Origin of the sequence: Nakamurella alba, assembly GCF_009707545.1 — a bacterium.
Lineage (GTDB): Bacteria > Actinomycetota > Actinomycetes > Mycobacteriales > Nakamurellaceae > Nakamurella > Nakamurella alba.
In genome coordinates this window covers 88834-114683 of the sequence record NZ_WLYK01000003.1, presented here as the reverse complement: position 1 = coordinate 114683, position 25850 = coordinate 88834, and the positions used below count along the sequence as shown (strand labels likewise).

Here is a 25850-nt window from a genome sequence, read left to right as displayed (position 1 = left end):
GTGGACTACACTTGACCTCCGGGGTGTGCTCAGGGCTGCCCGGGAGAGCGGTCGTCGTGATCAACGGCGCCGGTCACCGGGCAGGCGGAGCGCATCCCCGATCCGTGAGAGGGCCCGGTCCGCCGGGCGGCTCGCGGAGCTGGTTGCAGAGGGGCGTAGCTCAATTGGTAGAGCAGCGGTCTCCAAAACCGCAGGTTGCAGGTTCGAGTCCTGTCGCCCCTGCACCGACTGCCACCACGAGGTGATCCGGCCCGCCGGATCGCGGTGGCCGGACCATGGAACGAGGGACGTGTGAGCGAGAAGCCCGGCGACGACCGCGAGGAGTCCTCGGATCCTTCGGTGTCGGATTCAGCTGGGTCCGATTCCTCGGTCTCGGATTCTTCGGGATCGGCCGACGAGGAGCTGGTGGTCGAAGAGGTCGAGGTCGTCGAGACCGTCGACCTGGGCAAGTCCGGTGACGCCGCGGACGCGGCCGAGCAGGACGATGCGGACGACACCGACGGCGAGCGCGAAGGCGCCCTGGTCGGTGCCTCCGCCGGATCCGCGCGGGCCGCGGCCCGGCGTTCGGCGGCGGTCCGGGCGGGCACCACCGCGGCGAAGGGTGTCGCCACCCGACGTCAGGGTGCCGACGCCGACGTCCGGGGTTCGATCTTCGCCCGGCTGCTCCGCTTCCTCCGGGAGGTGGTGGCCGAGCTCCGCAAGGTCATCTGGCCGCACCGGAACCAGATGGTGACGTACACGATCGTCGTGATCGTGTTCGTGGTGTTCATGGTCGCGCTGGTGGCCGGTCTGGATGTGCTGTTCGCCAGGGGCGTGCTGGGCATCTTCGGCTGACGCCGCGCCCCACACCAGCAGTCCGAACGAAGCACAGGAAGAGAGCAGACAGGTGAGCACCGCAGACGAGAGCCGCCCGGCCGACGAGCTGGACGAGGTCGTGCTGACCGACGGCGACGAGACCACCGTTGCCGTCGTCGAGGCCGAGCCGGTCGACGAGGCTGCCACCGACGCACCCGCCGAGGCGGAGGTCGCGGAGGAGGAGCTCGACCCGATCGCGGAGCTCAAGGCCTCGCTGCGCCGCGCCGTCGGTGAGTGGTACGTCGTGCACTCCTACGCGGGCTACGAGAACAAGGTCAAGACCAACCTCGAGACCCGGATCAAGTCGCTCGACATGGAGGACTACATCTTCCAGATCGAGGTCCCGACCGAAGAGGTCACCGAGATCAAGAACGGCCAGCGCAAGCAGGTCCAGCGCAAGGTCTACCCGGGCTACATCCTGGTCCGGATGGACCTGACCGACGGCTCCTGGAGCGCAGTCCGGAACACCCCGGGCGTCACCGGTTTCGTCGGCGCCACCGCGCAGCGGCCGTCGCCGCTGTCGGTGGACGAGGTCGCCAAGATCCTGGCCCCGGCCCCGGCGAAGAAGGCCGCCACCACGGTCACCGAGTCCGGCGAGACCAGCACCGGCCCGAAGATCGAGGTCGACTTCTCGATCGGCGAGTCGGTGACCGTCATGGACGGCCCGTTCGCGACGCTCCCGGCCACCATCAACGAGGTCAACGCCGACGCGCAGAAGCTCAAGGTGCTGGTCTCCATCTTCGGCCGCGAGACGCCGGTCGAACTCAACTTCACCCAGGTCGCCAAGATCTGACCCGGGGAGAGAACGTCCGGGGTACAGGCCCGGATGCACCATCACCCAGACGACGAGGAAGAAAGAAATGCCTCCCAAGAAGAAGAAGCTTGCAGCGATCATCAAGCTGCAGATCAAGGCCGGCATGGCCAACCCGGCCCCGCCGGTCGGCCCGGCGCTCGGCCAGCACGGCGTCAACATCATGGAGTTCTGCAAGGCCTACAACGCCGCGACCGAGTCGCAGCGCGGCGAGGTCGTGCCGGTCGAGATCTCGGTCTACGAGGATCGGTCGTTCGACTTCAAGCTGAAGACCTCGCCCGCCGCCCGCCTGCTGCTCAAGGCCGCCGGTGTGGAGAAGGGCTCCGGCACGCCGCACACCACCAAGGTCGCGACGATCACCATGGCCCAGGTCAAGGAGATCGCCGAGATCAAGAAGGTCGACCTCAACGCCAACGACGTGGACGCCGCCGCGAAGATCATCGCCGGCACCGCCCGTTCCATGGGCATCATCGTCAAGGACTGACGAGAAGCCGCACCACCAGCACCGTTCGACCGGCGGACGATCCCGTCCGCCGGAGTGGGAGGGCCTGCGCAGGCCCGATGACCACGAACTCCGTTCACCGCAGTACGAGGAGAAGAGATGAAGCGCTCGAAGGCCTACAAGGCCGCCGCAGCACTGGTCGACCGCGAGAACCTGTACGCGCCGCTCGCCGCAGCCGCGCTCGCGCAGAAGACCAGCACCACCAAGGGCCAGGACGCCACCGTCGAGGTCGCCATGCAGCTGGGTGTCGACCCGCGCAAGGCCGACCAGATGGTCCGTGGCACCGTCAACCTGCCGCACGGCACGGGCAAGACCGCCCGCGTCATCGTGTTCGCGGTCGGTGACAAGGCCGCCGAGGCCGAGGCCGCCGGCGCGGACGCCGTGGGCTCGGACGACCTGATCGCCCGCATCCAGGGTGGTTGGCTCGACTTCGACGCCGCGATCGCGACGCCGGACCAGATGGCCAAGGTCGGCCGGATCGCCCGGGTGCTGGGGCCCCGCGGTCTGATGCCGAACCCGAAGACCGGCACCGTCACGGCCGACGTGACCAAGGCCGTGTCCGACATCAAGGGCGGCAAGATCAACTTCCGCGTCGACCGGGCTGCGAACCTGCACCTGGTCATCGGCAAGGTGTCCTTCCCGACCGAGAAGCTGGTCGAGAACTACGCCGCCGCGCTGGACGAGATCCTGCGGGCCAAGCCGTCGGCCGCCAAGGGCCGGTACCTGAAGAAGATCTTCTTCAGCACCACCATGGGCCCGGGGATCCCGGTCGACCCGGCGGTCACCCGCAACCTGCTCGAGGTCGCCGAGACCGCCTGATCGGTCCGGCAACACAGCAGCACGCCCAGCAGGACCCCGGCTCTCGAGCCGGGGTCCTGCTGCGTTCCCGGGTCGCGGAGCCCGGGCACCCGGGTGGGTCGATGTCGGGACCTTCGTGGTCGTGCGCCCGTCACGCAGTGGTGCGCCGGAGGGCGCCCCGCTCGTCATGGAACACCGGCGTTCCGGGATTGGGCTGGTGGGCCGCTCGCTGCTACTCTGGTCGACGTTCCACCGAAGACCGTCGGCTCCCGGCTGCCCGCCTCGCGGGTGATCGGGTGAAGGTTCCGGATTCCGGACGGCCCACGCAGGAGGACGAGGTTCGTCGGGGCATGCCCCGATCATGACGCCCCGTGCCGCTTGCGCCGGGGCGTTCGTCGTCTCTCCCCTCCGATGCCCGAGGTGGTGGGCGCCGGCAGTTGCCGGTGTCCGTCCCGACGCAAGAGGAAGGAGGCGAGATGGCAGGGTCGAGCAAGAAGAGCGAGAAGGTCGGCACCGTCGCCGAGATCGCGGATCAGTTCCGTACCTCGAGCGCAGCGGTCGTCACCGAGTACCGCGGCCTGACCATGGCGCAGCTCACCACGCTGCGTCGCTCGCTGGGTGGCGACACGTCGTACACCGTCGCCAAGAACACGCTGGTCAAGCGTGCAGCTGCCGATGCCGGCGTGGAGGGTCTGGACGACCTGTTCACCGGTCCGACGGCCGTGGCCTTCATCAACGGCGAGCCGGTCGATGCCGCGAAGGCGCTCCGCGACTTCGCCAAGGCCAACCCGCTGCTGGTGATCAAGGGCGGTCTGCTGGACGGCAAGGCACTGGACGCCGCCGAGGTCACCAAGCTGGCCGACCTGGAGTCCCGTGACGTCCTGCTGGCCAAGCTGGCCGGCGCGATGCTCGGCACGCTCACCAAGGCGGCCGTGGTCCTCAACGCGCTGCCGTCGAAGATGGCGCAGCTCGCTGCGGCACTGCAGGAGAAGAACTCTGCGGGCGAGGCTCCGGCCGAAGCCGCGCAGGAGGAGCAGGCCGTCGAGGCCTGATCCGACCACCGGTCGCGCTCCCGTCGGGAGTGCGGCCACCACCCCGGTCGGATCAGACCGGTACCACCCTTTCCCCACCGGTTCGACCCGGCGGGGTTGCTACGAAAGGACGCCATCATGGCGAAGCTGAGCACTGACGAGCTGCTGGATGCCTTCAAGGAGCTCACCCTCATCGAGCTCTCCGAGTTCGTGAAGCAGTTCGAGGAGACCTTCGGCGTCACCGCCGCCGCCCCGGTTGCCGTTGCCGGCCCGGCCGGCCCGGCCGGTGGCGCTCCGGCCGAGGCCGCCGAGGAGCAGGACGAGTTCGACGTCATCCTCGAGGCTGCTGGTGACAAGAAGGTCCAGGTCATCAAGGCCGTCCGCGAGATCGTTTCCGGGCTGGGCCTGAAGGAGGCCAAGGATCTGGTCGACGCCGCGCCGAAGCCGATCCTGGAGAAGGTCGCCAAGGAGCAGGCCGAGGCCGCCAAGGCGAAGCTCGAGGAGGCCGGAGCCAAGGCCACCGTCAAGTGACCTTGCGCCTCGCGCGTCCCGTCCGCTGAGCGGACGACAGCAGTCCCCGCAGGGCGGGCATCCGATCCGGATGCCCGCCCTGCGGCGTTCCCGGGCGTCGATCGGGAGTGCCGTGCGATACTTGCGGCCGAACGGGTGAACGGGGGAATCATGCGCGGACGCATGGCGGGTGCAGTGCTGGGTCTGGTTCTGGGGGTGGCCGTCCTCGCCGGCTGCTCCTCCGCCGTGAGCGGGGGAGGGACCTTGCCGGCCGCGTCGTCCGCGGCGATGGCGTCGCAGTCGACGACAGATGCTGTGCCCCACACCTTCTCGTCGTCGACCACGTCAGTGCCGGCATCCACCTCGTCACCCTCGTCGACTGCTCCGGCGACGGGTGCGACATCGGACGGGACGCACGTCCCGCAGTCATCATCCTCGTTCTCAGCCCCGTCCTCAGGCCCGTCCTCATCGACGTCGGCGGATCTCGACTGGCGAACCTCGGTGCTCGGGTTGCTCGACGGCGCCGCTAACATCCACACGCAGCTGATCGCATACCTGCCCGGCGGGAAGACGGCGGGCCTGAATTCGACAGTGAACTTCGGGGCCGACGGCACGCCGGTGTCCGCGGACTCGTCGCGGCACTCTCCTGCGGGGGACCGGTACTGGATCTGGACCGAGGATCGCTGCTTCGCCCTGGGTCTCGCGGTCGAAGAGCTGGGATATCCGGTCGAGCTGATGCCTGAGGGGTACTTCCTGGAGGTACCGGTGGAGGAGGCCCGCGAGGACTCGGGCATCTGCGACCCGAACTCGGTGTTCCCGAATCCGGCTGCTCTCGAGGAGCTGGTGGACATCCTGCAGGTGGAGCCGGGGACCACGGGAGGCGGTCGCAGCGTGCAGGCGGCTGCTGATGCTGCGGGCCTGGCCCGGCTGCTCCAGCTCCCGCCGGACGTCGTCGCCCAATTCGAGGACAAGGAGGCGACCGTCAGCTTCTCGGTCCACGAGCACCGGTTGGCCGGCTCCTTCCGGTTCCCCGCGGGCGACGGGATCACGGTGGTCGCCAACTTCCAGGTCTCCGAATCCCCGGAACAACGGAAGATGGAGCCGCCCCGGCTGATCGTCGTGCCGTGATGATCCGCCGCACCGGGGAACGGCGAGCGCCGGCACCCGCGGACCGGTCGGCCCTCGACGTGAACACCTCGGACACCGCGGCTCGGGTTCCGGTTGCCCGGCTGGATCCGCGTGCCCTGACCACGCGGGCCTGCTCGGACCCGGTCGCAGTCAGCCGTGGTGGACGGTTTCGACGTTGTGGCCGTCGGGATCACGCAGGAAAACGGCGTAGTAGCCGGGGTGGTACTCGGGCCACTCGCGGGGCGCGTGCAGCACCTCGACGCCCGCGTCGAGCGCGGCCTGATGGACGGCGTCGACCTCGTCCCGGCCGCCGGCGGCGAACGCGAAGTGGCTCTCCCGGGTGGGGCCGTCGCCCGGGCTCAGCCAGAAGTCCGGCGGACCGGACCTGCCCGAGAACCCCACCACCAGACCGGCTTCCGGACCGGGACCGGTCGGGAAGCGCACCGCCTCGGTGATCCCGATCGGCGCGAAGACCGTCGAGTAGAACTGCGCGGAGGCCGCGACGTCGGCGGCCTGGATGCCGAAGTGATCGATCATGCCGACATCCTGACCCCCGCCACCGACAGTCGCCCGGCGGGCCGCTGCTCGTCCGCTCGCAGTGAGCGTGCGGTGCGGTGGGGGACTGCACCCGGGTCGGTGGCAAGTCCGTGTGGGCGGGAGCGGGTGGCGCCGGCGGCGGGTCATCAGCCTCGGCATCCGGACCGAAGGTCGACGTCCGCCGTCGCGTGGTCGCGACGGATCAGCGATCCGTTGCCGGCGGCCACGTGGGCCGTGGCTGTTCGCACCGGATCCGGTGGGGCCGGGGGCGGTCGTGGTCGGGCCCGTCGCCGCTCGCCGATCCGGGAGACCCTGCCCGGACTTCGGTGCGCGGCGATTCGCGATCCGTTGCTGCAGGCCACGTGGGCCGTGGCTGTTCGCACCGGATCCGGCAGGGCCGCGCTCCTGTCGGGGCCGGGCGCCGACACGCGGGTCGGGCGGTGGCACCTCTGCCGCGTGCGGCAGGCCCCGGCCGGGCCGGGCGCCCCGGGCCGGTCGCGCCCGGCACACCGGCGCCCGATCGGCCGGCCCTCGATCGACAAGAGCACCCGGGCAACAGCCGCTGCCCGCCTCACGCGTGAGGACACGCCGCGGCACCGCCCCGAACAGGGAAGTTGTCCACACTTCGGGGGAGAACCGGGCGATGGTGCTTGACGGATCGCCCCGCTGGGGCCACTCTTTCCCTACGACGTCGGCCATATGGCGGGCCGAAGTCCCTTCCGAAGTCGCGACGCGACGGGAAGTCGGCTCCTGATGGTTTTCCGGGAGCCGCCCCGTTCTGCGAGTCGTGAAGGGTACGTCTTGATAGGCGTGCCCTGAGCTGCTAAGCTGCGTGTTTGCGCTGCCTTCTTTGCGCTGCCCGATCCCCGTCCGCTCCCACCGGTCCTGAATTCTGCCGGTCGGAAGGGCACTGATCAGGGAGAACGGGCGGGGGCGCGAGCAGGACCCAGCACCGCCGCACCACCCAGCACGATGCACGACCCAGCGACACCAGCAGCAGGCACCACCCGCACCGAGCAGTACCAGCACCGAGCAGTACCAGCACCACCCAGCAGCAGGCGGCACGACCCGACACCCCACCGGAAGCACCTCCGGCCGACCGGGTCCGATGCCGCAGACCGCGACCGAGTCCTCGGAAGGACGCATCTTGGCAGTCACCGGCACCACCTCCGGCACCACCCAGCGGGTCAGCTTCGGAAAGCTCCGTGAGCCCCTGGAAGTCCCCAATCTCCTCGCACTGCAGACCGAATCGTTCGAGTGGCTCGTCGGCGCCCAGGCGTGGCGCGACCGCCAGGACGGTCCGACCCCCAGCGGTCTGGACGAGATCCTGGCCGAGATCTCCCCGATCGAGGATTTCGCGGGCAACCTCTCCCTGTCCTTCATGGATCCCCGTTTCGACGAGGTCAAGGCGAACGAGGAGGAGTGCCGGGACAAGGACATGACCTACTCGGCGCCGCTCTTCGTCACCGCCGAGTTCATGAACAACGAGACCGGTGAGATCAAGTCCCAGACCGTCTTCATGGGTGACTTCCCCATGATGACCAGCAAGGGCACCTTCATCATCAACGGCACCGAGCGCGTCGTCGTCTCGCAGCTGGTGCGTTCCCCGGGTGTGTACTTCGACCGCACCCTGGACAAGACCGCCGGCAAGGAGGTCTTCGCGGTCAAGGTCATCCCGTCGCGGGGTGCCTGGCTCGAGTTCGACATCGACAAGCGCGACACCATCGGTGTCCGCATCGACCGCAAGCGCCGCCAGCCGGTCACCGTGCTGCTGAAGGCGCTGGGCTGGGACGCCGACCGCATCCGGGAGAAGTTCGCCTGGTCGCCGGTCCTGCTGGCCACCCTGGAGAAGGACCACATCGCCGGCGTCGACGAGGCGCTGCTCGACATCTACCGCAAGCTGCGTCCGGGCGAGCCGCCGACCAAGGAGTCGGCGCAGGCCCTGCTGGAGAACCTGTTCTTCAAGGACAAGCGCTACGACCTGGCCAAGGTCGGCCGGTACAAGCTGAACAAGAAGCTGGGTCTGAACATCCAGACCAACGTCGGCACCCTCACCGAGGACGACCTGGTCGCCGTCGTCGAGTACCTGCTGCGCCTGCACGACGGCCAGGAGTCCTGGACCGTCCGTGGTCAGGACCTGCCGGTCGGCACCGACGACATCGACCACTTCGGCAACCGCCGGCTGCGCACCGTGGGCGAGCTGATCCAGAACCAGATCAGGGTCGGCCTGTCCCGTATGGAGCGCGTCGTCCGCGAGCGGATGACCACCCAGGACGTCGAGGCGATCACGCCGCAGACCCTGATCAACATCCGGCCGGTCGTCGCCTCCATCAAGGAGTTCTTCGGCACCAGCCAGCTGTCGCAGTTCATGGACCAGACCAACCCGCTCGCCGGTCTGACCCACAAGCGCCGGTTGTCCGCGCTCGGCCCGGGCGGTCTGTCGCGTGACCGCGCCTCGCTCGAGGTCCGTGACGTGCACCCGTCGCACTACGGCCGCATGTGCCCGATCGAGACCCCTGAGGGCCCGAACATCGGCCTCATCGGTTCGCTGTCGACCTTCGCCCGGGTGAACCCCTTCGGGTTCATCGAGACGCCGTACCGCAAGGTCGTCGACGGCAAGGTCACCGACCAGATCGACTACCTGACCGCCGACGAGGAGGACCGTTTCGTCATCGCCCAGGCCAACGCCCGGACGAACCTGACGACCGGCGCCTTCCTCGAGGACCGGGTGCTCGTCCGCCGCAAGGGCGGCGAGGTCGACCAGGTCGGCGCCGACGAGGTCCAGTACATGGACGTCTCCCCGCGCCAGACGGTGTCCGTCGCGACCGCGATGATCCCGTTCCTGGAGCACGACGAGGCGAACCGTGCGCTGATGGGCGCCAACATGCAGCGCCAGTCGGTCCCGCTGCTGCGCAGCGAGTCGCCGCTGGTCGGCACCGGCATGGAGGCCCGCGCGGCCGTCGACGCCGGTGACGTCGTGGTGGCGGAGAAGGCGGGTGTGGTCGAGGAGGCCACCGCCGACTACATCTCGGTCATGGCCGACGACGGCACCCACCGCACCTACCGGCTGCACAAGTTCCGCCGCTCCAACCAGGGGACCAGCTTCAACCAGAAGCCGATCGTCGAGGAGGGCATGCGGGTCGAGGTCGGCCAGGTCATCGCCGACGGCCCGTGCACCGAGGGCGGCGAGATGGCCCTCGGCAAGAACCTGCTGCTGGCGATCATGCCGTGGGAGGGCCACAACTACGAGGACGCGATCATCCTCTCTCAGCGCATCGTCCAGGACGACGTGCTGACCTCGATCCACATCGAGGAGCACGAGATCGATGCCCGCGACACCAAGCTGGGGCCGGAGGAGATCACCCGGGACATCCCGAACGTCTCCGAGGAGGTGCTGGCGGATCTCGACGAGCGCGGCATCATCCGCATCGGCGCCGAGGTCCAGGACGGCGACGTGCTGGTCGGCAAGGTCACTCCGAAGGGCGAGACCGAGCTGACCCCCGAGGAGCGGCTGCTGCGCGCGATCTTCGGCGAGAAGGCCCGCGAGGTCCGCGACACCTCCCTCAAGGTGCCCCACGGCGAGACCGGCAAGGTCATCGGCATCCGGGTCTTCTCCCGGGACGACGACGGCGCCGAGCTGCCCCCGGGCGTCAACGAGCTGGTCCGCGTCTACGTGGCCCAGAAGCGGAAGATCCAGGACGGCGACAAGCTCGCCGGCCGCCACGGCAACAAGGGCGTCATCGGCAAGATCCTGCCGGTCGAGGACATGCCCTTCCTGCCGGACGGCACTCCGGTCGACATCATCCTGAACCCGCACGGCGTGCCGCGACGGATGAACGTCGGCCAGATCCTGGAGACCCACCTGGGCTGGGTGGCCAGCCAGGGCTGGAGCATCGACGGCGACCCCGACTGGGCGAAGAGCATCGGTGAACTGGCCCGGACCGCGGATCCGTTCACCCGGACCGCGACCCCGGTGTTCGACGGTGCCTCCGAGGAGGAGATCGCCGGTCTGCTGGACTCCACCATCCCGAACCGGGACGGCCAGCGGATGGTCTCCACCGACGGCAAGGCGACGCTGTTCGACGGCCGCTCCGGCGAGCCGTTCCCGTACCCGGTGGCCGTCGGCTACATGTACATCATCAAGCTGCTGCACCTGGTGGACGACAAGATCCACGCCCGCTCGACCGGCCCGTACTCGATGATCACGCAGCAGCCGCTGGGTGGTAAGGCGCAGTTCGGCGGTCAGCGGTTCGGCGAGATGGAGTGCTGGGCCATGCAGGCCTACGGCGCCGCCTACACGCTGCAGGAGCTGCTCACCATCAAGTCGGACGACATCGTCGGCCGGGTGAAGGTGTACGAGGCCATCGTCAAGGGCGAGAACATCCCCGAGCCGGGCATCCCCGAGTCGTTCAAGGTGCTCCTCAAGGAGCTCCAGGCCCTGTGCCTGAACGTCGAGGTGCTGTCCAGCGACGGTGTCGCCATCGAGATGCGCGACAGCGACGACGACGACCTCGAGCGAGCTGCCGCCAACCTCGGCATCAACCTCTCCCGCAACGAGTCCGCCTCGGTGGACGACCTGGTCAACTGACCTCCGCGCCGGCGGTGCGAACCGCCGGCCGGGGCAGTTGCCTCTCGGAGCCCCCGCGGCGGTCCGGGCCCCACTCCTCGGGGCCCGGATCGCCCGGGATCAGCAGGCCCCCGGGATCCACGCGATCCCACCCCGGCCGGGACCCGGTGCAGCAACCGGGATCCGGCCACAGACACACGACACAAAGGGACGTGCAACCAGTGCTCGACGTCAACTTCTTCGACGAGTTGCGTATCGGCCTCGCCAACGCGGACGACATCCGCGCGTGGTCCCACGGCGAGGTCAAGAAGCCCGAGACGATCAACTACCGCACCCTCAAGCCGGAGAAGGACGGGCTCTTCTGCGAGAAGATCTTCGGCCCCACCCGTGACTGGGAGTGCGCCTGCGGCAAGTACAAGCGTGTCCGGTTCAAGGGCATCATCTGCGAGCGCTGCGGCGTCGAGGTCACCCGCGCCAAGGTGCGTCGCGAGCGGATGGGCCACATCGAGCTGGCCGCTCCGGTCACCCACATCTGGTACTTCAAGGGTGTTCCCTCGCGCCTGGGCTACCTGCTCGACCTGGCCCCGAAGGATCTCGAGAAGATCATCTACTTCGCGGCCTACCTGATCACCTCGGTCGACGAGACGGCCCGGCACAACGACCTGCCGACCATCGAGGCCGAGATGTCGGTGGAGCGCAAGAACGTCGAGAACGCGCGTGACGCGGACCTCGACGCGCGCTCCAAGAAGCTCGAGTCCGACCTGGCCGAGCTCGAGGCCGAGGGTGCGAAGTCCGACGTGCGCCGCAAGGTGCGCGAGGGCGGCGAGCGGGAGATGCGGCAGATCCGCGACCGCGCGCAGCGTGAGATCGACCGCCTCGACGAGGTGCTCGACGCCTTCCGCAAGCTCAAGGTCCGCGATCTGATCATCGACGAGCTGATCTACCGCGAGCTCGAGGACCGCTTCGGTGACTACTTCACCGGTGGCATGGGTGCCGAGGCGCTGCAGAAGATCATCAAGGACTTCGACATCGACGCGGAGTCCGAGTCGCTGCGCGACACCATCAAGAACGGCAAGGGCCAGCGCAAGATCCGCGCGATCAAGCGCCTCAAGGTCGTCGCCGCGTTCCAGACCACCGGCAACTCGCCGCTGGGCATGGTGCTCGACTGCGTACCGGTGATCCCGCCGGAGCTGCGGCCGATGGTGCAGCTGGACGGTGGCCGCTTCGCGACCTCCGACCTCAACGACCTGTACCGCCGGGTGATCAACCGCAACAACCGGTTGAAGCGACTGATCGACCTCGGCGCGCCCGAGATCATCGTGAACAACGAGAAGCGGATGCTGCAGGAGGCCGTCGACGCGCTGTTCGACAACGGCCGCCGCGGCCGGCCGGTGACCGGCCCGGGCAACCGCCCGCTGAAGTCGCTGTCCGACCTGCTCAAGGGCAAGCAGGGCCGGTTCCGCCAGAACCTGCTCGGCAAGCGTGTCGACTACTCGGGCCGTTCGGTCATCGTGGTCGGCCCGCAGCTGCAGCTGCACCAGTGCGGTCTGCCGAAGCTGATGGCGCTCGAGCTGTTCAAGCCGTTCGTCATGAAGCGGCTGGTCGACCTGAACCACGCGCAGAACATCAAGTCCGCCAAGCGGATGGTGGAGCGTCAGCGGCCGCAGGTGTGGGACGTGCTGGAGGAGGTCATCGGGTCGCACCCGGTGATGCTCAACCGTGCGCCGACGCTGCACCGCCTGGGCATCCAGGCCTTCGAGCCGCAGCTGGTGGAAGGCAAGGCCATCCAGCTGCATCCGCTGGTCTGTGCCGCGTTCAACGCCGACTTCGACGGTGACCAGATGGCGGTCCACCTGCCGCTGTCCGCCGAGGCCCAGGCCGAGGCGCGGGTGCTGATGCTCTCGAGCAACAACATCCTGTCCCCGGCCTCCGGCAAGCCGCTGGCCATGCCGTCGCTGGACCTCGTCACCGGTCTGTACTACCTGTGCGGCAAGGACGACGAGGCCAAGGGCGCCGGGCTGGCGTTCTCCTCGCCGGCCGAGGCGATCATGGCGCGCGACGCGGGCCTGATCGACGTGCGGTCGCCGATCAAGATCCGGCTGACCGGGGTCAACCCGGGCAGCCTGCCGCTGCCGGAGGACCACGAGGAGGGCCAGCCCTTCCTCGCGGAGACCACCCTGGGCCGGGTGCTGTTCAACGAGCTGCTCCCGGACGGCTACCCGTACATCAACGAGGAGATGCCGAAGAAGCGCCAGGCGGCGATCGTCAACGATCTCGCCGAGCACTACCCGATGTCGGTGGTGGCGCAGACGCTGGACAAGCTGAAGGAGGCCGGCTTCTTCTGGGCGACCCGCTCGGGGATGACGGTGGCCATCGGCGACGTCATCATCCCGGACGCCAAGAAGGACATCCTCGCGAAGTACGACCTCGAGGCCGAGAAGGTCGAGAAGGCGTTCCAGCGCGGCAACCTGTCCGGCGACGAGCGTCGTGAGGACCTGGTCAAGATCTGGGAGGCCGCGACCGTCGAGATCGGCAAGGCCGTCGAGACCGCGTACCCCAAGGGCAACCCGATCTACAACCTGGTCGCCGCGGGTGCCGCCGGTAACTGGATCCAGGTCCGGTCGCTGGCCGGCATGAAGGGTGTGGTGGCCAACTCCAAGGGCGTGCAGATCGCCCGTCCGATCCGGGCCTCGTTCCGCGAGGGCCTGTCGGTGCTGGAGTACTTCATCAACACCCACTCGGCCCGTAAGGGTCTGGCCGACACCGCGCTGCGTACGGCGGAGTCGGGCTACCTGACCCGTCGTCTGGTCGACGTCTCGCAGGACGTCATCGTGCGCGAGTCGGACTGCGGCACCGAGCGCGGTGTCGAGCAGCCCGTCGCGCAGCGGCTGGCCGACGGCCGGCTGGTCGCCGACGAGTTCGTCGAGACCTCGGTGCAGGCCCGGGTGCTGGCCGTGGACGCGATCGGGACCGACGGTTCCGTGGTCGTGCCGGCCGGGACGGACCTGCGCGAGGAGCACGTCGCGGCCCTCGTCGCGGCGGGCGTGGAGAACGTCAAGGTCCGGTCCGTCCTCACCTGTGAGGCCGCGATCGGCACCTGCGCGGTCTGCTACGGCCGCAGCCTGGCCACCGGCGAGCTGGTGGACGTCGGCGAGGCGGTGGGTGTCGTCGCGGCGCAGTCCATCGGCGAGCCCGGTACCCAGCTGACCATGCGGACCTTCCACACGGGTGCGGCGTCGGGTTCCTCCGACATCACCCAGGGTCTGCCGCGTGTGCAGGAGCTGTTCGAGGCCCGGGTCCCGAAGGGCAAGGCGCCGATCGCCGACGCCGCCGGACGGATCCGGATCGAGGACGCCGACAAGTTCCTGACGATCACCATCGTCCCGGACGACGGCTCCGAGGAGGTCGTGTACCCGAAGCTGCCCAAGACGCAGCGGCTGGCCACGATCACCGTGGACGGCAGCGAGCGCCTGCTCGACGAGGGTGACCACGTCGAGGTCGGCCAGCAGCTGCTCGAGGGCAACGTCGACCCGCACGAGGTGCTGCGCGTCATGGGTGCCCGCCGGGTGCAGCTGCACCTGGTCCGGGAGACCCAGGAGGTCTACCGCTCGCAGGGCGTGTCGATCCACGACAAGCACATCGAGGTCATCGTCCGGCAGATGCTCCGCCGCGTCACGATCATCGACTCCGGCTCGACCGAGTTCCTGCCGGGTGCGGTGATCGAGCGCAAGGAGTTCGAGGCGACCAACCGCCGCGTGCTCGCCGAGGGTGGCGAGGCCGCAGCCGGTCGTCCGGCGCTGATGGGCATCACCAAGGCGTCGCTGGCCACCGACTCGTGGCTGTCGGCGGCGTCCTTCCAGGAGACCACCCGCGTGCTCACCGACGCCGCCATCAACGGCAAGTCGGACAAGCTCGTGGGCCTGAAGGAGAACGTGATCATCGGCAAGCTGATCCCGGCCGGTACCGGCATCGCCCGGTACCGCGACATCCAGGTGCAGCCGACCGAGGAGGCGCGGGCCGCGGCCTACAGCCTGTCCTCGTTCGACGACACCTACTACGGCGCCGACACCTTCGGTGCCACCACGGGTGCCGCAGTGCCGCTGGACGACTACGACATGGGCCGCGACTACCGCTGACCCTGCTCCGACGTCCCGCACGTCGACGAACCACCCGGACGGGCCGGTCTCCTCACGGAGGCCGGCCCGTCCGGCGTTCCCGGCCACCTACCCCTGCGCGCGAGGATCTTCATCGCCGACGCGTACGAAGATGTCGGTTCTGGGACGTGTGAGGCGGGAGTCGCCACTTTCGTACGCGTGCAGGGGGGCGCCTGCCCTTGTCCGCCGGCTCGTGAGCACCACCGCGGTGGCGATGAGTCCGGGGCTGCGGCACAGTCGGTCCAGCAGTGGGCCGGAGCCGCCGGCCCGGGGACGACGAGTGAGGCGCACGATGCCCGAGTTGACGACCTGCCTGTGGTTCGACACCGAAGGGGAGCAGGCGGCGGAGCTGTACGTGTCGATCTTCCCGGACTCCCGGATGGGCACCATCACCCGTTATCCGGAGGGCGGCGGCCGGCCTGCTGACCTTGCCCTCACCGTGGAGTTCGAGCTGCAGGGACAGAAGTTCGTCGCGCTCAATGGCGGCCCGCAGCACACCTTCACCGAGGCGGTTTCGTTCCAGATCCCGTGCGCCGACCAGGCCGAGATCGACCGGTACTGGTCACTGCTCGGGGACGGCGGGGAGGAAGGGCCGTGCGGGTGGATCAAGGACCGGTTCGGCCTGTCCTGGCAGGTGATCCCGGCGAACATGGGGGAGCTGATGGGCGGCGACGACCCCGACGCCTCCGCCCGCGCGTTCGGCGCGATGATGCAGATGTCCAAGCTGGACATCGCCGCGCTCGAGGCCGCCCGCGCCGCCGGCTGACCCCGGCCGATCCGGATGATCCCGTTCGACGACCTCGACCACGCCGGCCAATTCGTGCGTCTCCAGCAGCTCGCCGAGCAGGCATTGACGGAGTACGACCTCCGGCGGCCGGTTCTTGTCCCCGTCCAGCACGAGGAGAACACCACCTTCCGGGTGGAGGCCGGCGGCGAGCGGTACGCCCCTGCGGATCCACCGCCCGCCGCTGCGCACCGAGGCGGCGGTGGAGGGCGAACTGCGCTGGCTCGAGGCACTGCGGCGGGACACCGACGTGCTCGTCCCGGAGCCGGTGCGGACCGGGGCCGGGCGGCTGCTGACGACCGCCACGGCGGAGGGTGTGCCGGAGTCCCGCATCTGCGTGCTGTTCCGGTGGGTCGACGGCGACTTCCGCGAGGTCGACGACCTCACCGCCGACGACCTGCACCGCGTCGGGGTGCTCACCGCCGCACTGCACGACCACGCGACCGGGTTCGTCAGCCGGAACACTGACCTCTGCCGCCCGCGCATCGGACTGCTGACCGCCCGGGCGAGGGAGGAGGAGGCGGGCGGGACGACTGTGCAGCAGGCATGCAGCGATCCCCGGCACGGCAGGGACGCCGGGTGGGCGGCCGAGGAGGTTGCTGCTTTCTCCCCGCGCGGTGCCGCTGCGGTTCGCCGGGTCGCCGAGGCCACCCGCCGGATCCGTGACCGATTGGGCACCTCGCCTGCGGTCTACGGCCTGGTCCATGCCGACCTGCACCAGGAGAACTACCTCTTCGGGCCGGACGACGTGCGGTTGATCGACTTCGACGACTGCGGCTTCGGCCATCACCTCGACGACCTCGCGGTGACGCTCAGCGAGATCACCGAACACGACGACAGTGCCGGGCTGCGGGCCGCCCTGCTGGACGGGTACCGGTCGGCGCGATCGCTGCCGACCGGGGCGGAGGCCGACCTTGAGGTCCTGGTCGCCTTCCGGTTCGCGCAGATCCTGCTGTGGAAGGTCTCGCTGCGCGACCACCCGGTGTTCCGGGACAGCTGGCGGGAGGACGCCGACGACCTGATCGACGAACTGGAGGCGTCGGCGATCGACAGCGGGTAGCGGCGGGGGTGATCCGGACGACGCCGGTGAACCACCCGGATGGCGGCGTCGTACGGTCGGTGAGAAGGGCGATCAGGAGGACGGCATGGTGCGACGACACCCCGGCGCGGGTGCGCCGGGGACGGCCGCGATGCCCGCTCCCCGATGAACCGCGACGCGGACCTGATGAAGGCGCTGCACGACGAGCATGCCGCCGCGCTGTGGTCGTTCGTACTGCAGCTGGTCGGAGGCGACCGGGCCCGGGCCGAGGACGTGGTGCAGGAGACGCTGCTCCGGGCCTGGCGCAAGCCGGAGGTGCTGGAGCAGGAGGGTTCGCCGCGCAGCTGGCTGTTCACCGTCGCCCGCAACATCGTGGTGGACCAGTGGCGGGCCGGGCGGCGCCGCCCGGAGGACTCCTGGGCCGAGGTGCCGGAGCCGCTGCAGGCACACGCCGGGTCGGACTCCACCGACAAGGCCCTGCAGACCATGCTGGTCGGCGAGGCCCTGCGCCGGCTGACCCCGGACCACCAGAGCGTGCTGCTGGAGTGCTACTTCCGTGGCTCGACCACCACACAGGCCTCCGCCCGGCTCGGCATCCCGGTCGGCACCGTCAAGAGCCGGACGCACTACGCGCTGCACGCGCTGCGACTCGCACTGCAAGAAATGGGGGTGGTCGCATGACCGCCGACGACTTCGGCCGACGCGGGCCGGAGCACCGGGGCGCCGCCCCGGACGAGGAGATCCACCTGCAGGACGCCGCCTACGTGCTCGGCGCCCTGACCCCGACCGACCGCCAGGCCTACGAACGGCACCTCGCCGGGTGCGCCCGCTGCCAGGAGTCGCTGCGGGAGCTCGCCGGTCTGCCCGGCCTGCTCTCGATGGTCGACGCCTCCGTACTGGCCCCGGCCGACGTGCCGGTGATGCCGCCGACGATGCTCCCGGGCGTGCTCGACGAGGTGGCCCGGCACCGCCGCCGGCGGCGCTGGGTGACCGCCGGTGCCATGGTCGCCGCTGCTGCCGTGGCGGCCGCGGTGGTGGTGCTGGTGGTGCCGTCCTCCGGGGAGAACACCGCCGCCCCGCAGACGAGTGCCGCGGTGAGCACGACGGCGGCGCCGGACGCCGACGTCGAGCTGACCGCGGTCGAGCCCGGTCCGATGGCCGTCTCCGTCTCGCTGACCGACAAGCAGTGGGGGACCAGCCTCACGGTGCACTGCCGGTACTACAGCCAGGTGCTCGACAACCCGGAGTACCAGCTGATCGTCGTGGACAAGAGCGCCAAGGAGTACGACGCCGGGTCCTGGACCAGTGTGCCGGGGGAGACCTCGACCATCACCTCGGCGACGTTCCTGCACCGCGAGGACATCGCCCGCTTCGAGGTCCGCCTCTCCGACGGCCGGGTGCTGCTCCGCTCCGAGGGCTGATCGGGCCGGGTCCTCGTGCCCGGATCAGGTGCGGTCGGGGAGGCGGGTTGCAGGGGCGAACTCGGCGACTCCTGTCCCGCCCGTCCCATTGCCAGGCCGGGATGCCCTGCGGGCGTTGATGATCCACGCAACTCACCGGGCCGCGACCAGCACAAGGGAAAGGCCGGGTCGCCTGCCCGCGAGGCAGACGTCCCGGCCTTTCCGTGTACGCCCCCGATGCGCGGGGAGCAGGCCCTGCGCACCGGGAGCCGTCGGCCCCCGGCCGATCAGCTGGTGGAGGCGGCCACCAGCGACTCGAGGGTCGCGCGCGAGCCCTTGTCGTGGAGGGATGCCAGTGCCGCGAGGTACGGTTCGGTGAAGCCCTTCTCGTCCACCAGGTCGCCGAACAGGTCGCGGTCGCGGACGAAGGCGAGCGGGTCGGCGTCCTGGGTCCGGGCGACGGCGGTCAGCTGGTCGGCCAGCCGGTCGACGACGGTGATCGGCTGCCCCTCCTCGTCGACGCCCTCGGCGTACCGCGCCCAGGACGCGACGATCGCGGCGGACAGCGGGGCACCCCGGCCGGCGGCCAGGTTCTCCCGGATCACCGGGACCAGCCACTTCGGGATCCGGTCCGAGCTCTCCGCGCACAGCCGGGCCACGGTGTCCCGCACCTCGGCGTTGGAGAACCGGGCGATCAGCTGGTGCCGGTAGGCGTCCAGGTCGATCCCCGGCACCGGGGCCAGGGTGGGCGAGGCCTCCTGCTCCATGTAGTCGAGCAGGAACCGGGCGAACAGCGGGTCCTGGCAGACGTCGTGCACCAGCCGGTACCCGGCGAGGTACCCGAAGTAGCAGAGCCCCTGGTGGCTGGCATTGAGCAGGCGGAGCTTCATCAGCTCGTACGGCTCGACGTCCGCGACCAGCTGCACGCCGACGTCCTCGAACGGCGGCCGGCCCTGCGAGAAGTGGTCCTCGAGCACCCACTGGGTGAAGGTCTCGCAGACCACCGGCCACTCGTCCTCGACGCCGAACCGGTCGGCGATCGCGGTGCGGTCGGCGTCGGTGGTGACCGGGGTGATCCGGTCGACCATCGAGTTCGGGAACGGCACGCTCGCCGACACCCAGTCACCCAGCTCGGGATCACGCAGCCGGGCGAAGGAGGAGAACACCTTCTGCGCCATGTGCCCGTTGCCCTGGATGTTGTCGCAGGACATGACGGTGAACGGCGCGAGCCCTCGGGCCCGGCGCCGGACCAGCGCCTCGACGACCAGACCGAAGGTGGTCTGCGGCACCGCGCCCGGCACCAGGTCCGCGGCCACCGCCGGGGTGGTCGGGTCGAACTCGCCGGTCACCTGGTTGAAGTTGTAGCCGCCCTCGGTCACGGTCATCGACACGATCCGCACCTCGGGGGAGGCCATCTTCTCGATGACCGCCTCCGGGTCGTCCGGCGCGAACAGGTACTCGACCATCGACCCGATGACCCGCGGTTCCCAGGTGCCGTCGGAGTCCTTGAGCACCAACGTGTACAGACAGTCCTGCGCCGCCATCACGTCGGCCATCTTCTTGTCGTGGGGAAGGACCCCGACGCCGCAGATGCCCCAGTCGAGGGCCTTGCCCTCGTTCATCAACCGGTCCAGGTACATCGCCTGATGCGCCCGGTGGAACCCGCCGACACCGAAGTGCACGATGCCGGCGGTGACCGCGGAACGGTCGTAGGACGGGACGGGGACGGTGAGGTCCCCGAGGGTGGACGTGCGCAGCGCGGTCATTTACTTCACGGCTCCCAGCGAGAGTCCCTGCACCAGCTTGTCCTGGGCAGCGAAGCCGGCGATCAACACCGGCAGGGAGATCATGATCGATGCCGCGGACATGGTGGCGAGGAAGGGGTTCCGCGGGTCGAACAGGCTCGGCAGGAAGACGGGCAGGGTCTGCGCGTCGACACTGCTGGTGAGCAGCTGGGCCAGCAGCAGCTCGTTCCACGAGAAGATGAAGCAGATCAGCGATGTCGACGCGATGCCCGGGGTGGCGATCGGCATGATCACCCGGACCAGCGTCTTGACCAGGCCGGCGCCGTCCAGCGAGGCCGCCTCGAACAACGCCGGCGGGATGTCCGCGAGGAACGAGCGCATCATCCAGACCGCGATCGGCAGGTTCATGGCGGTGTAGAGGATCACCAGGAACCAGATGTTGTTCAGCATGCCGATGTTGTTGGCGATGACGAACAGCGGCACCAGCGCGGCGGCGACCGGCAGGAACTTGGTCGACAGGAAGAAGAACATCACGTCGGTCCACTTCTTGACCGGACGGACGGACAGCGCGTACGCCGTGGGGATCGAGATCGCCACCACCAGCAGGGTCGAGACCACCGAGGCGATCAGCGAGTTGATGATGTACGGCCAGGTCGACTGCCCGGTGGTGGAGCCGAAGAAGCGGGCGTAGCCCTCCATCGACAGCGGGTCGAACAGCCCCGGGGTGTTCAGCGTCGCGGTCTGGTTCTTGTGGAAGCTGACCAGCAGCATGAAGAACAGCGGCGCGACGAAGATCAGGCCGATGATCCAGGTCAGCGTGGTCAGCAGGATCGGGCCGAGGCGCTTGGGCCGCGGGGCCTCGCCGGGGGCCGGGACGTAGCCGGAGACGGCCGGGGTGGTGGGGGTCGCGGTGCTCATCGGGCGTTCTCCTCCTTGAACAGGCTGGACACGGTCCGCAACGCGAAGGTGGCGATGACGATCGTCAGGATCACCACGACGACACCCTGCGCGGAGGCCAGGCCGTAGTCGGAGTCCGCCTGGATGGTGCGGAAGATCAGGTAGGGCAGGTTCTCGGTCTGCGGGTTCAGCGGGGTCAGCGTGAACACGGCGTCGAAGTTCTGGATGATGTAGATGGCGCCCAGCAGGCCGGCCAGTTCCAGGTACTGCCGCATGTGCGGCATGGTCAGCGAGCGGAACACCTGCCAGCCGTTGGCGCCGTCGACGGCGGCGGCCTCGAGGATGTCGCCGGGGCGGGACTGCAGACCGGCCAGCAGGATCAGCGTCATGAACGGCGTCCACTGCCAGACCAGCGTGATGATGATCGTCAGCATCGGCTGCGACTCCGCGATGCTGATGGTCGCGGCGGCGGCGTCCGGGTCGAAGATCCGCTTGAACGAGGTCACGATGCCGGCCAGCAGGCCGTTGGAGGCGTCGAAGACGCCGTACCGGAAGAAGGTCGCGGCGGCCACCGGGACGATCAGGAACGGGGCGATCATCATCGTCCGCACCGCGCCGCGGCCGCGGAAGGTCCGGTTCAGCAGCAGGGCGATGCCCAGTCCGAAGACCAGGGAGATGACCACGACGGACACCGTGAGGATCACGGTGTGCCACATCGCGGACAGGATGCCGGAGTCGGAGAAGACCTCCTGGTAGTTCCGCAGGGTCCAGCCCGACAGCCTCGGCCGGTCTGCGTCCCAGCGGCGGAACGACAGCACGATCGTCACCACGAACGGCAGCTGCGTGACGATGATGGTGAAGATCAGACCGGGCAGCAACGGGGCCCGGCGCAGCCAGGCCTCCTTCTTCGCGCGGCGGGTGGCGTCGGCGACGGCCGAGGCCGAGGGCCCCGAGTCCGCCGGCGCCTTCTGCAGGGTGGTCATGTCCGAACCGTTCCTTTGCTGATCCGAGGGTGTCGCCGATGCCGTGGATGACTGGTGCTGGGCTGGGCTCAGCTGGTGCGGCCGGTGGGCGCCGCCCCGGCGGCCGGTGGGACCGGGCTGCCGGGACGGCGGGCGTCCGCGTGCCGGGCGGCACACGCCGTGCCGGAAGGGCACTCCGTGCGCCGGTCAGGCACACACAGCGGCGGGGCCCGGAGGTCCGGACCCCGCCGTGCGGGTGTTACTTGTAGTCGTCGCCGACCTTCTGGGCCGACTCCTGCGCCTTGGCCAGCGCGTCCTCGACGGTGCCGTTGCCCGCCAGGACCTGCGACAGCGAGGCCGTGACCTCGTCACCGAGGCTGGTGAACTCCGGGATGTCGACGAACTGGATGCCGACGGTCGGCCGGGGCTGCAGGCCCGGGTTCTGCGGATCGGCGTTCTGCAGCGCGGTCAGCGTGGCCGGGGCGAAGGCCTCGGCGGCCGCGGTGTAGTCCGGGTTGCTGTACAGCGAGGCGCGCTTGCCCGACGGGACCTTGGCCCAGCCCAGCTTCTCGCCCACCAGCTGCTCGTACTGTGCCGAGGAGGCCCAGGAGATGAACTGCCAGGCGGCGTCCTTGTTCTGGGAGGCCTCCTCCATCGCCCACGACCAGGTGTACAGCCAGCCGGAGGACTTGGTGTCCTTCACCGGGGCCTGCACGTAGCCGACCTTGCCCTTGACCGGCGAGTCGTCGGCCTCGAGCGAACCGGCGGCCGAGGTCGCGTCGTACCACATGGCGACCTTGGACTGCAGCATGTTGTTCAGGCACTCGGTGAAGCCCGCCTGCGAGGGGCTGACCTCGCCGTGCTCCTTGACCAGGGTCGTGTAGAAGTTCACGGCCTCGACGGTCTTCGGGTCGGTGAGCAGGGCGTTCCAGTCCGCGTCGAACCAGGCGCCACCGAAGGTGTTGATGACGGTGGTCAGCGGGGCACCCAGCTGGCCCCAGCCCGGCAGGCCGCGCAGGCAGATGCCCTTCATGCCGGACTCCGCGCCGTCGACCTTCTCCGCGGCCGCGGCGACCTCGTCCCAGGTGGGGGCGTCCGGCAGGGTGACGCCGGCCTTCTCGAAGACGTCGGTGCGGTACATCAGGAACGAGGACTCGCCGTAGAACGGCTCGCCGTAGATCTTGCCGTCCATGGACAGCGAGGAGGTCATGGCCGGGAAGATGTCGCCCTGGTTGAAGGCGGCGTCGTTGGTCGAGTACTCGGTCAGGTCGGCCAGCCAGCCGTTCTGCGACCAGATCGGGATCTCGAAGTTCGACAGCGTGGCCACGTCGTACTGGCCGGCCTGGTTCTTGAACTCGATGTCCGCCTTGGCGCGCATGTCGTTCTCCGGCAGCACGGTGTAGTTGACCGTGATGCCGGTCTTGGCGGTGAAGTTCTCCGCCGTCAGGCTCTGCAGGTCGGTCATCTGCGGGTTGGCGACCATCAGCACGTTGATGGTCTTGCCGTCGGTCTCCGGGTTGCGGGTGAGCACGTCGCCGGTGGCCGGGGCGGCACTCGCCGACGAGTCCACCGAGAAGCCGCCGCCCGAGCTGGTCGACGCCGCGGCACCGCCGGACGTCGTCTCCTCATCGGACTCCGAGGAGCTGCCGCACGCGGCAGCGGTCAGCAGCAGCGCGGCGACGCCGGCCACCACTGCTCTCTGGTTCCAACGCATCTGGTGTGTTCCTTTCGTTGCGTGCCGGCCGCCCTGGCCGGCTGCAGGAGTGGTGTGCTGGTGGTGCTGTCGCCCGGTCCGTGCGCGGTACCGGTCGGGTCTGGCAGGTGGATCGGGGTCAGAGGTGCGGATCAGGGGCCGGGGTCGACATCCTCGGCGGGGACGTCGATCTCGCGGACGGGCCGGCCACACTGGCCGGCGCACGCCTACACACGGATGACCTGCGGTCCGAGTGCGGCGTACCGGTGTGCCTCGTGGGTGGAGAGCGCGCTGTCGGTGATCAGCGACTCGAAGTCGGAGACCTCGGCGAACCGGCAGAAGCTGGTCACGCCGAACTTGGTGTGGGCGCCCACGAAGATCTTGCGACGGGAGACCTCCATCGCCTTGGCCTTGACCGCTGCGACGGCGGTGTTCGGCACGGTGAGTCCGCGGTCCCGGGTGATGCCGTTGGCGCCGATGACCGCGACGTCCAGCACGAACTGGGCCAGCATCGAGGTCGCCCAGTGGTCGACGGTGCCCAGCGTGCGGGAACGGACCCGGCCGCCGAGGGCGATGACGTCGATGGTGGGGGAGAGCGAGAGTGCGGCGGCCCCGGAGAGCGAAGCGGTGACCACGGTCATCGACCGGCCGCTGCGCGCCAGTTCCTCGGCGACCAGCTGCGGGGTGAAACCCTCGTCCAGGAAAACGGTCTCGGCCGGGCCGAGCTGCTCGACGGCGGCCGTGGCGATGCGCTTCTTCTCCGCCACCCAGCTCTCCGAGCGGCGGGCCATGTTCGACTCGAAGCCGGCGCTCTCCACCGGGTAGGCGCCACCGTGGGTCCGTCGGACCAGCCCGTGGTCCTCCAGCACCTTGAGGTCGCGGCGGACGGTCTCTGCGGCGACGTCGAGTTCGCTGGCGATGTCGGTGACCGCGACATGGCCGCTGCCGCGGGCCTGCTCGAGGATCATGCGCCGGCGTTCCTCGCCCTGTCGGGTGCTCATCGCCGTGCCCACCTCCCCACCTGCCACTCCGAAACGGTCACGCGGAGTTGTGGGCTGGGCCACACCGCCGCCCATCCATCAGATCAGGAATCCACCGGACCCGCTCACTCGGAAGAGGTTCCCGCGCTGCCCGAGTTCTGCCCGCTATCGGGCAGCGAAACTGCAGGGTCCGCGGCATCGACGCACAATCGTGACCTGAATCACCGACCGGAACCGGTCGGATCGCTGCCCGTTCTCTGTGGGAACGTGTGGACGCCATGGATGCGTGATGGGAGTTCGCAATGCCCCGGAGATGACCGGACGGTGACAGCACGGGACAAAAGGTCCGCACTCCCTGCCCGGACTCGGAACGGATCCGTGCCCGACCGGACGGCCCGTTGCCCGACCTGTTGTGCGTGCTGCCGCGCCGGCTGCGACGTCGGCGCGCCGACGCCGGGGGTGCCCGTCCGGTGACGGACCACATCCGGACCGCAACCGGGCCACAATCGGACCGCGGAATCGTGGATGACGGATCGATAACGATCATGCAGTCCCGTGGCCGGGTGCCGCCGCTGGGCGCCGCCCGTGCGTGGCCGGAGCACCCGCCGGTGGGGAGTAGACTGGATCACGAATCGCCCAGCGCTGCGGTCTGGTCTGCCCCCGTCGGGTTCCGAGAGGAGCCCTGGCGGATCCGGGGACCGGGCCGGCAGGGTCCGGAGTTCCGGAACCGCTGCCCAGCTCGTGCGGTCACCCGAGTACTGCCACCCGAATGTTCGGGTGCGCGGATCGCGGTGGCTCGTGCCTGCTGGGCCGCTCGCATGTGCTGGGTGCAGCGAGTCTCGGCAGTGTCGAGGCGCTCCCGTCACCGGCGCGGCGACGGGGGAGCCGGGCACACGACGCCCGTGGAGCGATCCGCGGGCCGGACCTGCCGACCGGGCCGTCCTGGTGACGATCTCCCGGGACAGCACCACCTGCCGCGCAGTCGTCCCAGTGGTCGCCCCGGCGGCCGGGACGTCAGTTCACCCGGTCCGACGACCACCCGGTCGCCGCGCCACGAGACATGTCAGGAAGAACACCGGCACATGCCCACGATCCAACAGCTGGTCCGCAAGGGCCGACAGGAAAAGGTCGGCAAGACCAAGACGCCGGCCCTCAAGGGGTCCCCGCAGCGTCGTGGTGTCTGCACCCGCGTCTACACCACCACCCCGAAGAAGCCGAACTCCGCGCTCCGCAAGGTCGCGCGCGTCAAGCTGACCAGCCAGGTCGAGGTCACCGCCTACATCCCGGGCGAGGGCCACAACCTGCAGGAGCACTCCATCGTGCTGGTCCGCGGCGGTCGTGTGAAGGACCTGCCGGGTGTCCGCTACAAGGTCATCCGTGGCTCCCTGGACACCCAGGGCGTGAAGAACCGCAAGCAGGCCCGCAGCCGCTACGGCGCGAAGAAGGAGAAGAGCTGA

Annotated in this window: 19 protein-coding genes, 1 tRNA gene and 1 pseudogene; 15 read left to right on the top strand and 6 right to left on the bottom strand. The window is 69.5% G+C overall.

Translation table 11 applies throughout. The features are described from left to right. Positions 1-149 precede the first annotated feature (149 nt). The 8 genes from GIS00_RS10820 to GIS00_RS10785 all read left to right on the top strand — a co-directional run bounded on the left by GIS00_RS10820 (position 150) and on the right by GIS00_RS10785 (position 5635). A tRNA-Trp gene (locus GIS00_RS10820) sits at positions 150-222 on the top strand. Positions 223-291: 69 nt separating this feature from the next. Beyond that, positions 292-834, top strand: coding sequence for a preprotein translocase subunit SecE (secE, locus tag GIS00_RS27495; protein WP_322097832.1), 543 nt, complete (start codon positions 292-294; stop codon positions 832-834). Then, positions 794-1648: a transcription termination/antitermination protein NusG gene (nusG, locus tag GIS00_RS10810; RefSeq protein WP_154768471.1), complete on the top strand. Its 855-nt coding sequence runs from the start codon at positions 794-796 to the stop codon at positions 1646-1648. Before secE ends, nusG begins: the two co-directional genes overlap by 41 nt. Positions 1649-1715: 67 nt before the next feature. Further along, on the top strand, positions 1716-2150 hold the full coding sequence (gene rplK, locus GIS00_RS10805; RefSeq protein ID WP_154768470.1) for a 50S ribosomal protein L11: 435 nt from the start codon (positions 1716-1718) through the stop codon (positions 2148-2150). Positions 2151-2267: 117 nt separating this feature from the next. Beyond that, a complete protein-coding gene (gene rplA / locus GIS00_RS10800; protein WP_154768469.1) occupies positions 2268-2987 on the top strand; it encodes a 50S ribosomal protein L1 in 720 nt (239 codons plus the stop codon). A 455-nt stretch (positions 2988-3442) separates the two neighbouring features. Next, positions 3443-4018 (top strand): 50S ribosomal protein L10, encoded by a 576-nt coding sequence (rplJ, locus tag GIS00_RS10795; protein ID WP_154768468.1) that lies wholly within the window; start codon positions 3443-3445, stop codon positions 4016-4018. Between the two features lie 117 nt (positions 4019-4135). Then, complete coding sequence (gene rplL, locus GIS00_RS10790) at positions 4136-4528, top strand: 50S ribosomal protein L7/L12 (RefSeq protein ID WP_154768467.1); 393 nt, start codon at positions 4136-4138, stop codon at positions 4526-4528. A gap of 570 nt (positions 4529-5098) precedes the next feature. Further along, complete coding sequence (locus tag GIS00_RS10785) at positions 5099-5635, top strand: hypothetical protein (RefSeq protein WP_154768466.1); 537 nt, start codon at positions 5099-5101, stop codon at positions 5633-5635. A gap of 150 nt (positions 5636-5785) precedes the next feature. Here the strand turns inward: GIS00_RS10785 and GIS00_RS10780 are convergent, their stop codons facing one another. Continuing rightward, positions 5786-6172 carry a VOC family protein gene (locus GIS00_RS10780; RefSeq protein WP_154768465.1) on the bottom strand — a complete coding sequence of 129 codons (387 nt, stop codon included), beginning with the start codon at positions 6170-6172 and terminating at the stop codon, positions 5786-5788. A 1166-nt stretch (positions 6173-7338) separates the two neighbouring features. Here GIS00_RS10780 and rpoB point away from each other — a divergent pair. From rpoB to GIS00_RS10750, 6 genes and pseudogenes are all read left to right on the top strand, one after another. Further along, positions 7339-10760 (top strand): annotated as a pseudogene (rpoB, locus tag GIS00_RS10775) (DNA-directed RNA polymerase subunit beta); the annotation flags it as partial. A gap of 200 nt (positions 10761-10960) precedes the next feature. Beyond that, positions 10961-14875, top strand: a complete 3915-nt coding sequence (locus GIS00_RS10770) for a DNA-directed RNA polymerase subunit beta' (RefSeq protein WP_322097881.1) — start codon at positions 10961-10963, stop codon at positions 14873-14875. Between the two features lie 310 nt (positions 14876-15185). Next, positions 15186-15659: a VOC family protein gene (locus GIS00_RS10765; protein ID WP_154768463.1), complete on the top strand. Its 474-nt coding sequence runs from the start codon at positions 15186-15188 to the stop codon at positions 15657-15659. 115 nt (positions 15660-15774) lie between these two features. Continuing rightward, positions 15775-16737 (top strand): phosphotransferase enzyme family protein, encoded by a 963-nt coding sequence (locus GIS00_RS10760; protein WP_154768462.1) that lies wholly within the window; start codon positions 15775-15777, stop codon positions 16735-16737. Between the two features lie 144 nt (positions 16738-16881). Continuing rightward, positions 16882-17397 (top strand): sigma-70 family RNA polymerase sigma factor, encoded by a 516-nt coding sequence (locus GIS00_RS10755; protein WP_154768461.1) that lies wholly within the window; start codon positions 16882-16884, stop codon positions 17395-17397. Then, entirely contained in the window at positions 17394-18137 is a 744-nt protein-coding gene (locus tag GIS00_RS10750) for an anti-sigma factor family protein (protein WP_154768460.1), read from the top strand. The genes GIS00_RS10755 and GIS00_RS10750 overlap by 4 nt, the downstream gene beginning before the upstream one ends. Positions 18138-18403: 266 nt before the next feature. Here the strand turns inward: GIS00_RS10750 and GIS00_RS10745 are convergent, their stop codons facing one another. The 5 genes from GIS00_RS10745 to GIS00_RS10725 all read right to left on the bottom strand — a co-directional run bounded on the left by GIS00_RS10745 (position 18404) and on the right by GIS00_RS10725 (position 24414). After that, complete coding sequence (locus tag GIS00_RS10745; RefSeq protein WP_154768459.1) at positions 18404-19882, bottom strand: mannitol dehydrogenase family protein; 1479 nt, start codon at positions 19880-19882, stop codon at positions 18404-18406. Further along, positions 19883-20779 (bottom strand): carbohydrate ABC transporter permease, encoded by an 897-nt coding sequence (locus GIS00_RS10740; protein ID WP_154768458.1) that lies wholly within the window; start codon positions 20777-20779, stop codon positions 19883-19885. Continuing rightward, positions 20776-21741: a carbohydrate ABC transporter permease gene (locus GIS00_RS10735; protein ID WP_154768457.1), complete on the bottom strand. Its 966-nt coding sequence runs from the start codon at positions 21739-21741 to the stop codon at positions 20776-20778. The genes GIS00_RS10740 and GIS00_RS10735 overlap by 4 nt, the downstream gene beginning before the upstream one ends. Before the next feature lie 238 nt (positions 21742-21979). Further along, positions 21980-23434 carry an ABC transporter substrate-binding protein gene (locus tag GIS00_RS10730; RefSeq protein ID WP_154768456.1) on the bottom strand — a complete coding sequence of 485 codons (1455 nt, stop codon included), beginning with the start codon at positions 23432-23434 and terminating at the stop codon, positions 21980-21982. 206 nt (positions 23435-23640) lie between these two features. Then, a complete protein-coding gene (locus tag GIS00_RS10725) occupies positions 23641-24414 on the bottom strand; it encodes a DeoR/GlpR family DNA-binding transcription regulator (RefSeq protein ID WP_154768455.1) in 774 nt (257 codons plus the stop codon). A gap of 1061 nt (positions 24415-25475) precedes the next feature. Between GIS00_RS10725 and rpsL the strand changes: the two genes are divergently transcribed. Beyond that, positions 25476-25850: a 30S ribosomal protein S12 gene (gene rpsL, locus GIS00_RS10720; protein WP_154768454.1), complete on the top strand. Its 375-nt coding sequence runs from the start codon at positions 25476-25478 to the stop codon at positions 25848-25850.

Excerpts from the sequence above, each read along its gene's own strand:
- nusG (WP_154768471.1), top strand. The coding sequence starts at position 794 with ATGTGCTGTTCGCCAGGGGCGTGCTGGGCATCTTCGGCTGACGCCGCG.
- rplK (WP_154768470.1), top strand. The coding sequence starts at position 1,716 with ATGCCTCCCAAGAAGAAGAAGCTTGCAGCGATCATCAAGCTGCAGATC.
- rplA (WP_154768469.1), top strand. The coding sequence starts at position 2,268 with ATGAAGCGCTCGAAGGCCTACAAGGCCGCCGCAGCACTGGTCGACCGC.
- rplJ (WP_154768468.1), top strand. The coding sequence starts at position 3,443 with ATGGCAGGGTCGAGCAAGAAGAGCGAGAAGGTCGGCACCGTCGCCGAG.
- rplL (WP_154768467.1), top strand. The coding sequence starts at position 4,136 with ATGGCGAAGCTGAGCACTGACGAGCTGCTGGATGCCTTCAAGGAGCTC.
- GIS00_RS10780 (WP_154768465.1), bottom strand. The coding sequence starts at position 6,172 with ATGATCGATCACTTCGGCATCCAGGCCGCCGACGTCGCGGCCTCCGCG.
- GIS00_RS10765 (WP_154768463.1), top strand. The coding sequence starts at position 15,186 with ATGCCCGAGTTGACGACCTGCCTGTGGTTCGACACCGAAGGGGAGCAG.
- GIS00_RS10755 (WP_154768461.1), top strand. The coding sequence starts at position 16,882 with ATGAACCGCGACGCGGACCTGATGAAGGCGCTGCACGACGAGCATGCC.
- GIS00_RS10750 (WP_154768460.1), top strand. The coding sequence starts at position 17,394 with ATGACCGCCGACGACTTCGGCCGACGCGGGCCGGAGCACCGGGGCGCC.
- GIS00_RS10745 (WP_154768459.1), bottom strand. The coding sequence starts at position 19,882 with ATGACCGCGCTGCGCACGTCCACCCTCGGGGACCTCACCGTCCCCGTC.
- GIS00_RS10740 (WP_154768458.1), bottom strand. The coding sequence starts at position 20,779 with ATGAGCACCGCGACCCCCACCACCCCGGCCGTCTCCGGCTACGTCCCG.
- GIS00_RS10735 (WP_154768457.1), bottom strand. The coding sequence starts at position 21,741 with ATGACCACCCTGCAGAAGGCGCCGGCGGACTCGGGGCCCTCGGCCTCG.
- GIS00_RS10730 (WP_154768456.1), bottom strand. The coding sequence starts at position 23,434 with ATGCGTTGGAACCAGAGAGCAGTGGTGGCCGGCGTCGCCGCGCTGCTG.
- GIS00_RS10725 (WP_154768455.1), bottom strand. The coding sequence starts at position 24,414 with ATGAGCACCCGACAGGGCGAGGAACGCCGGCGCATGATCCTCGAGCAG.
- rpsL (WP_154768454.1), top strand. The coding sequence starts at position 25,476 with ATGCCCACGATCCAACAGCTGGTCCGCAAGGGCCGACAGGAAAAGGTC.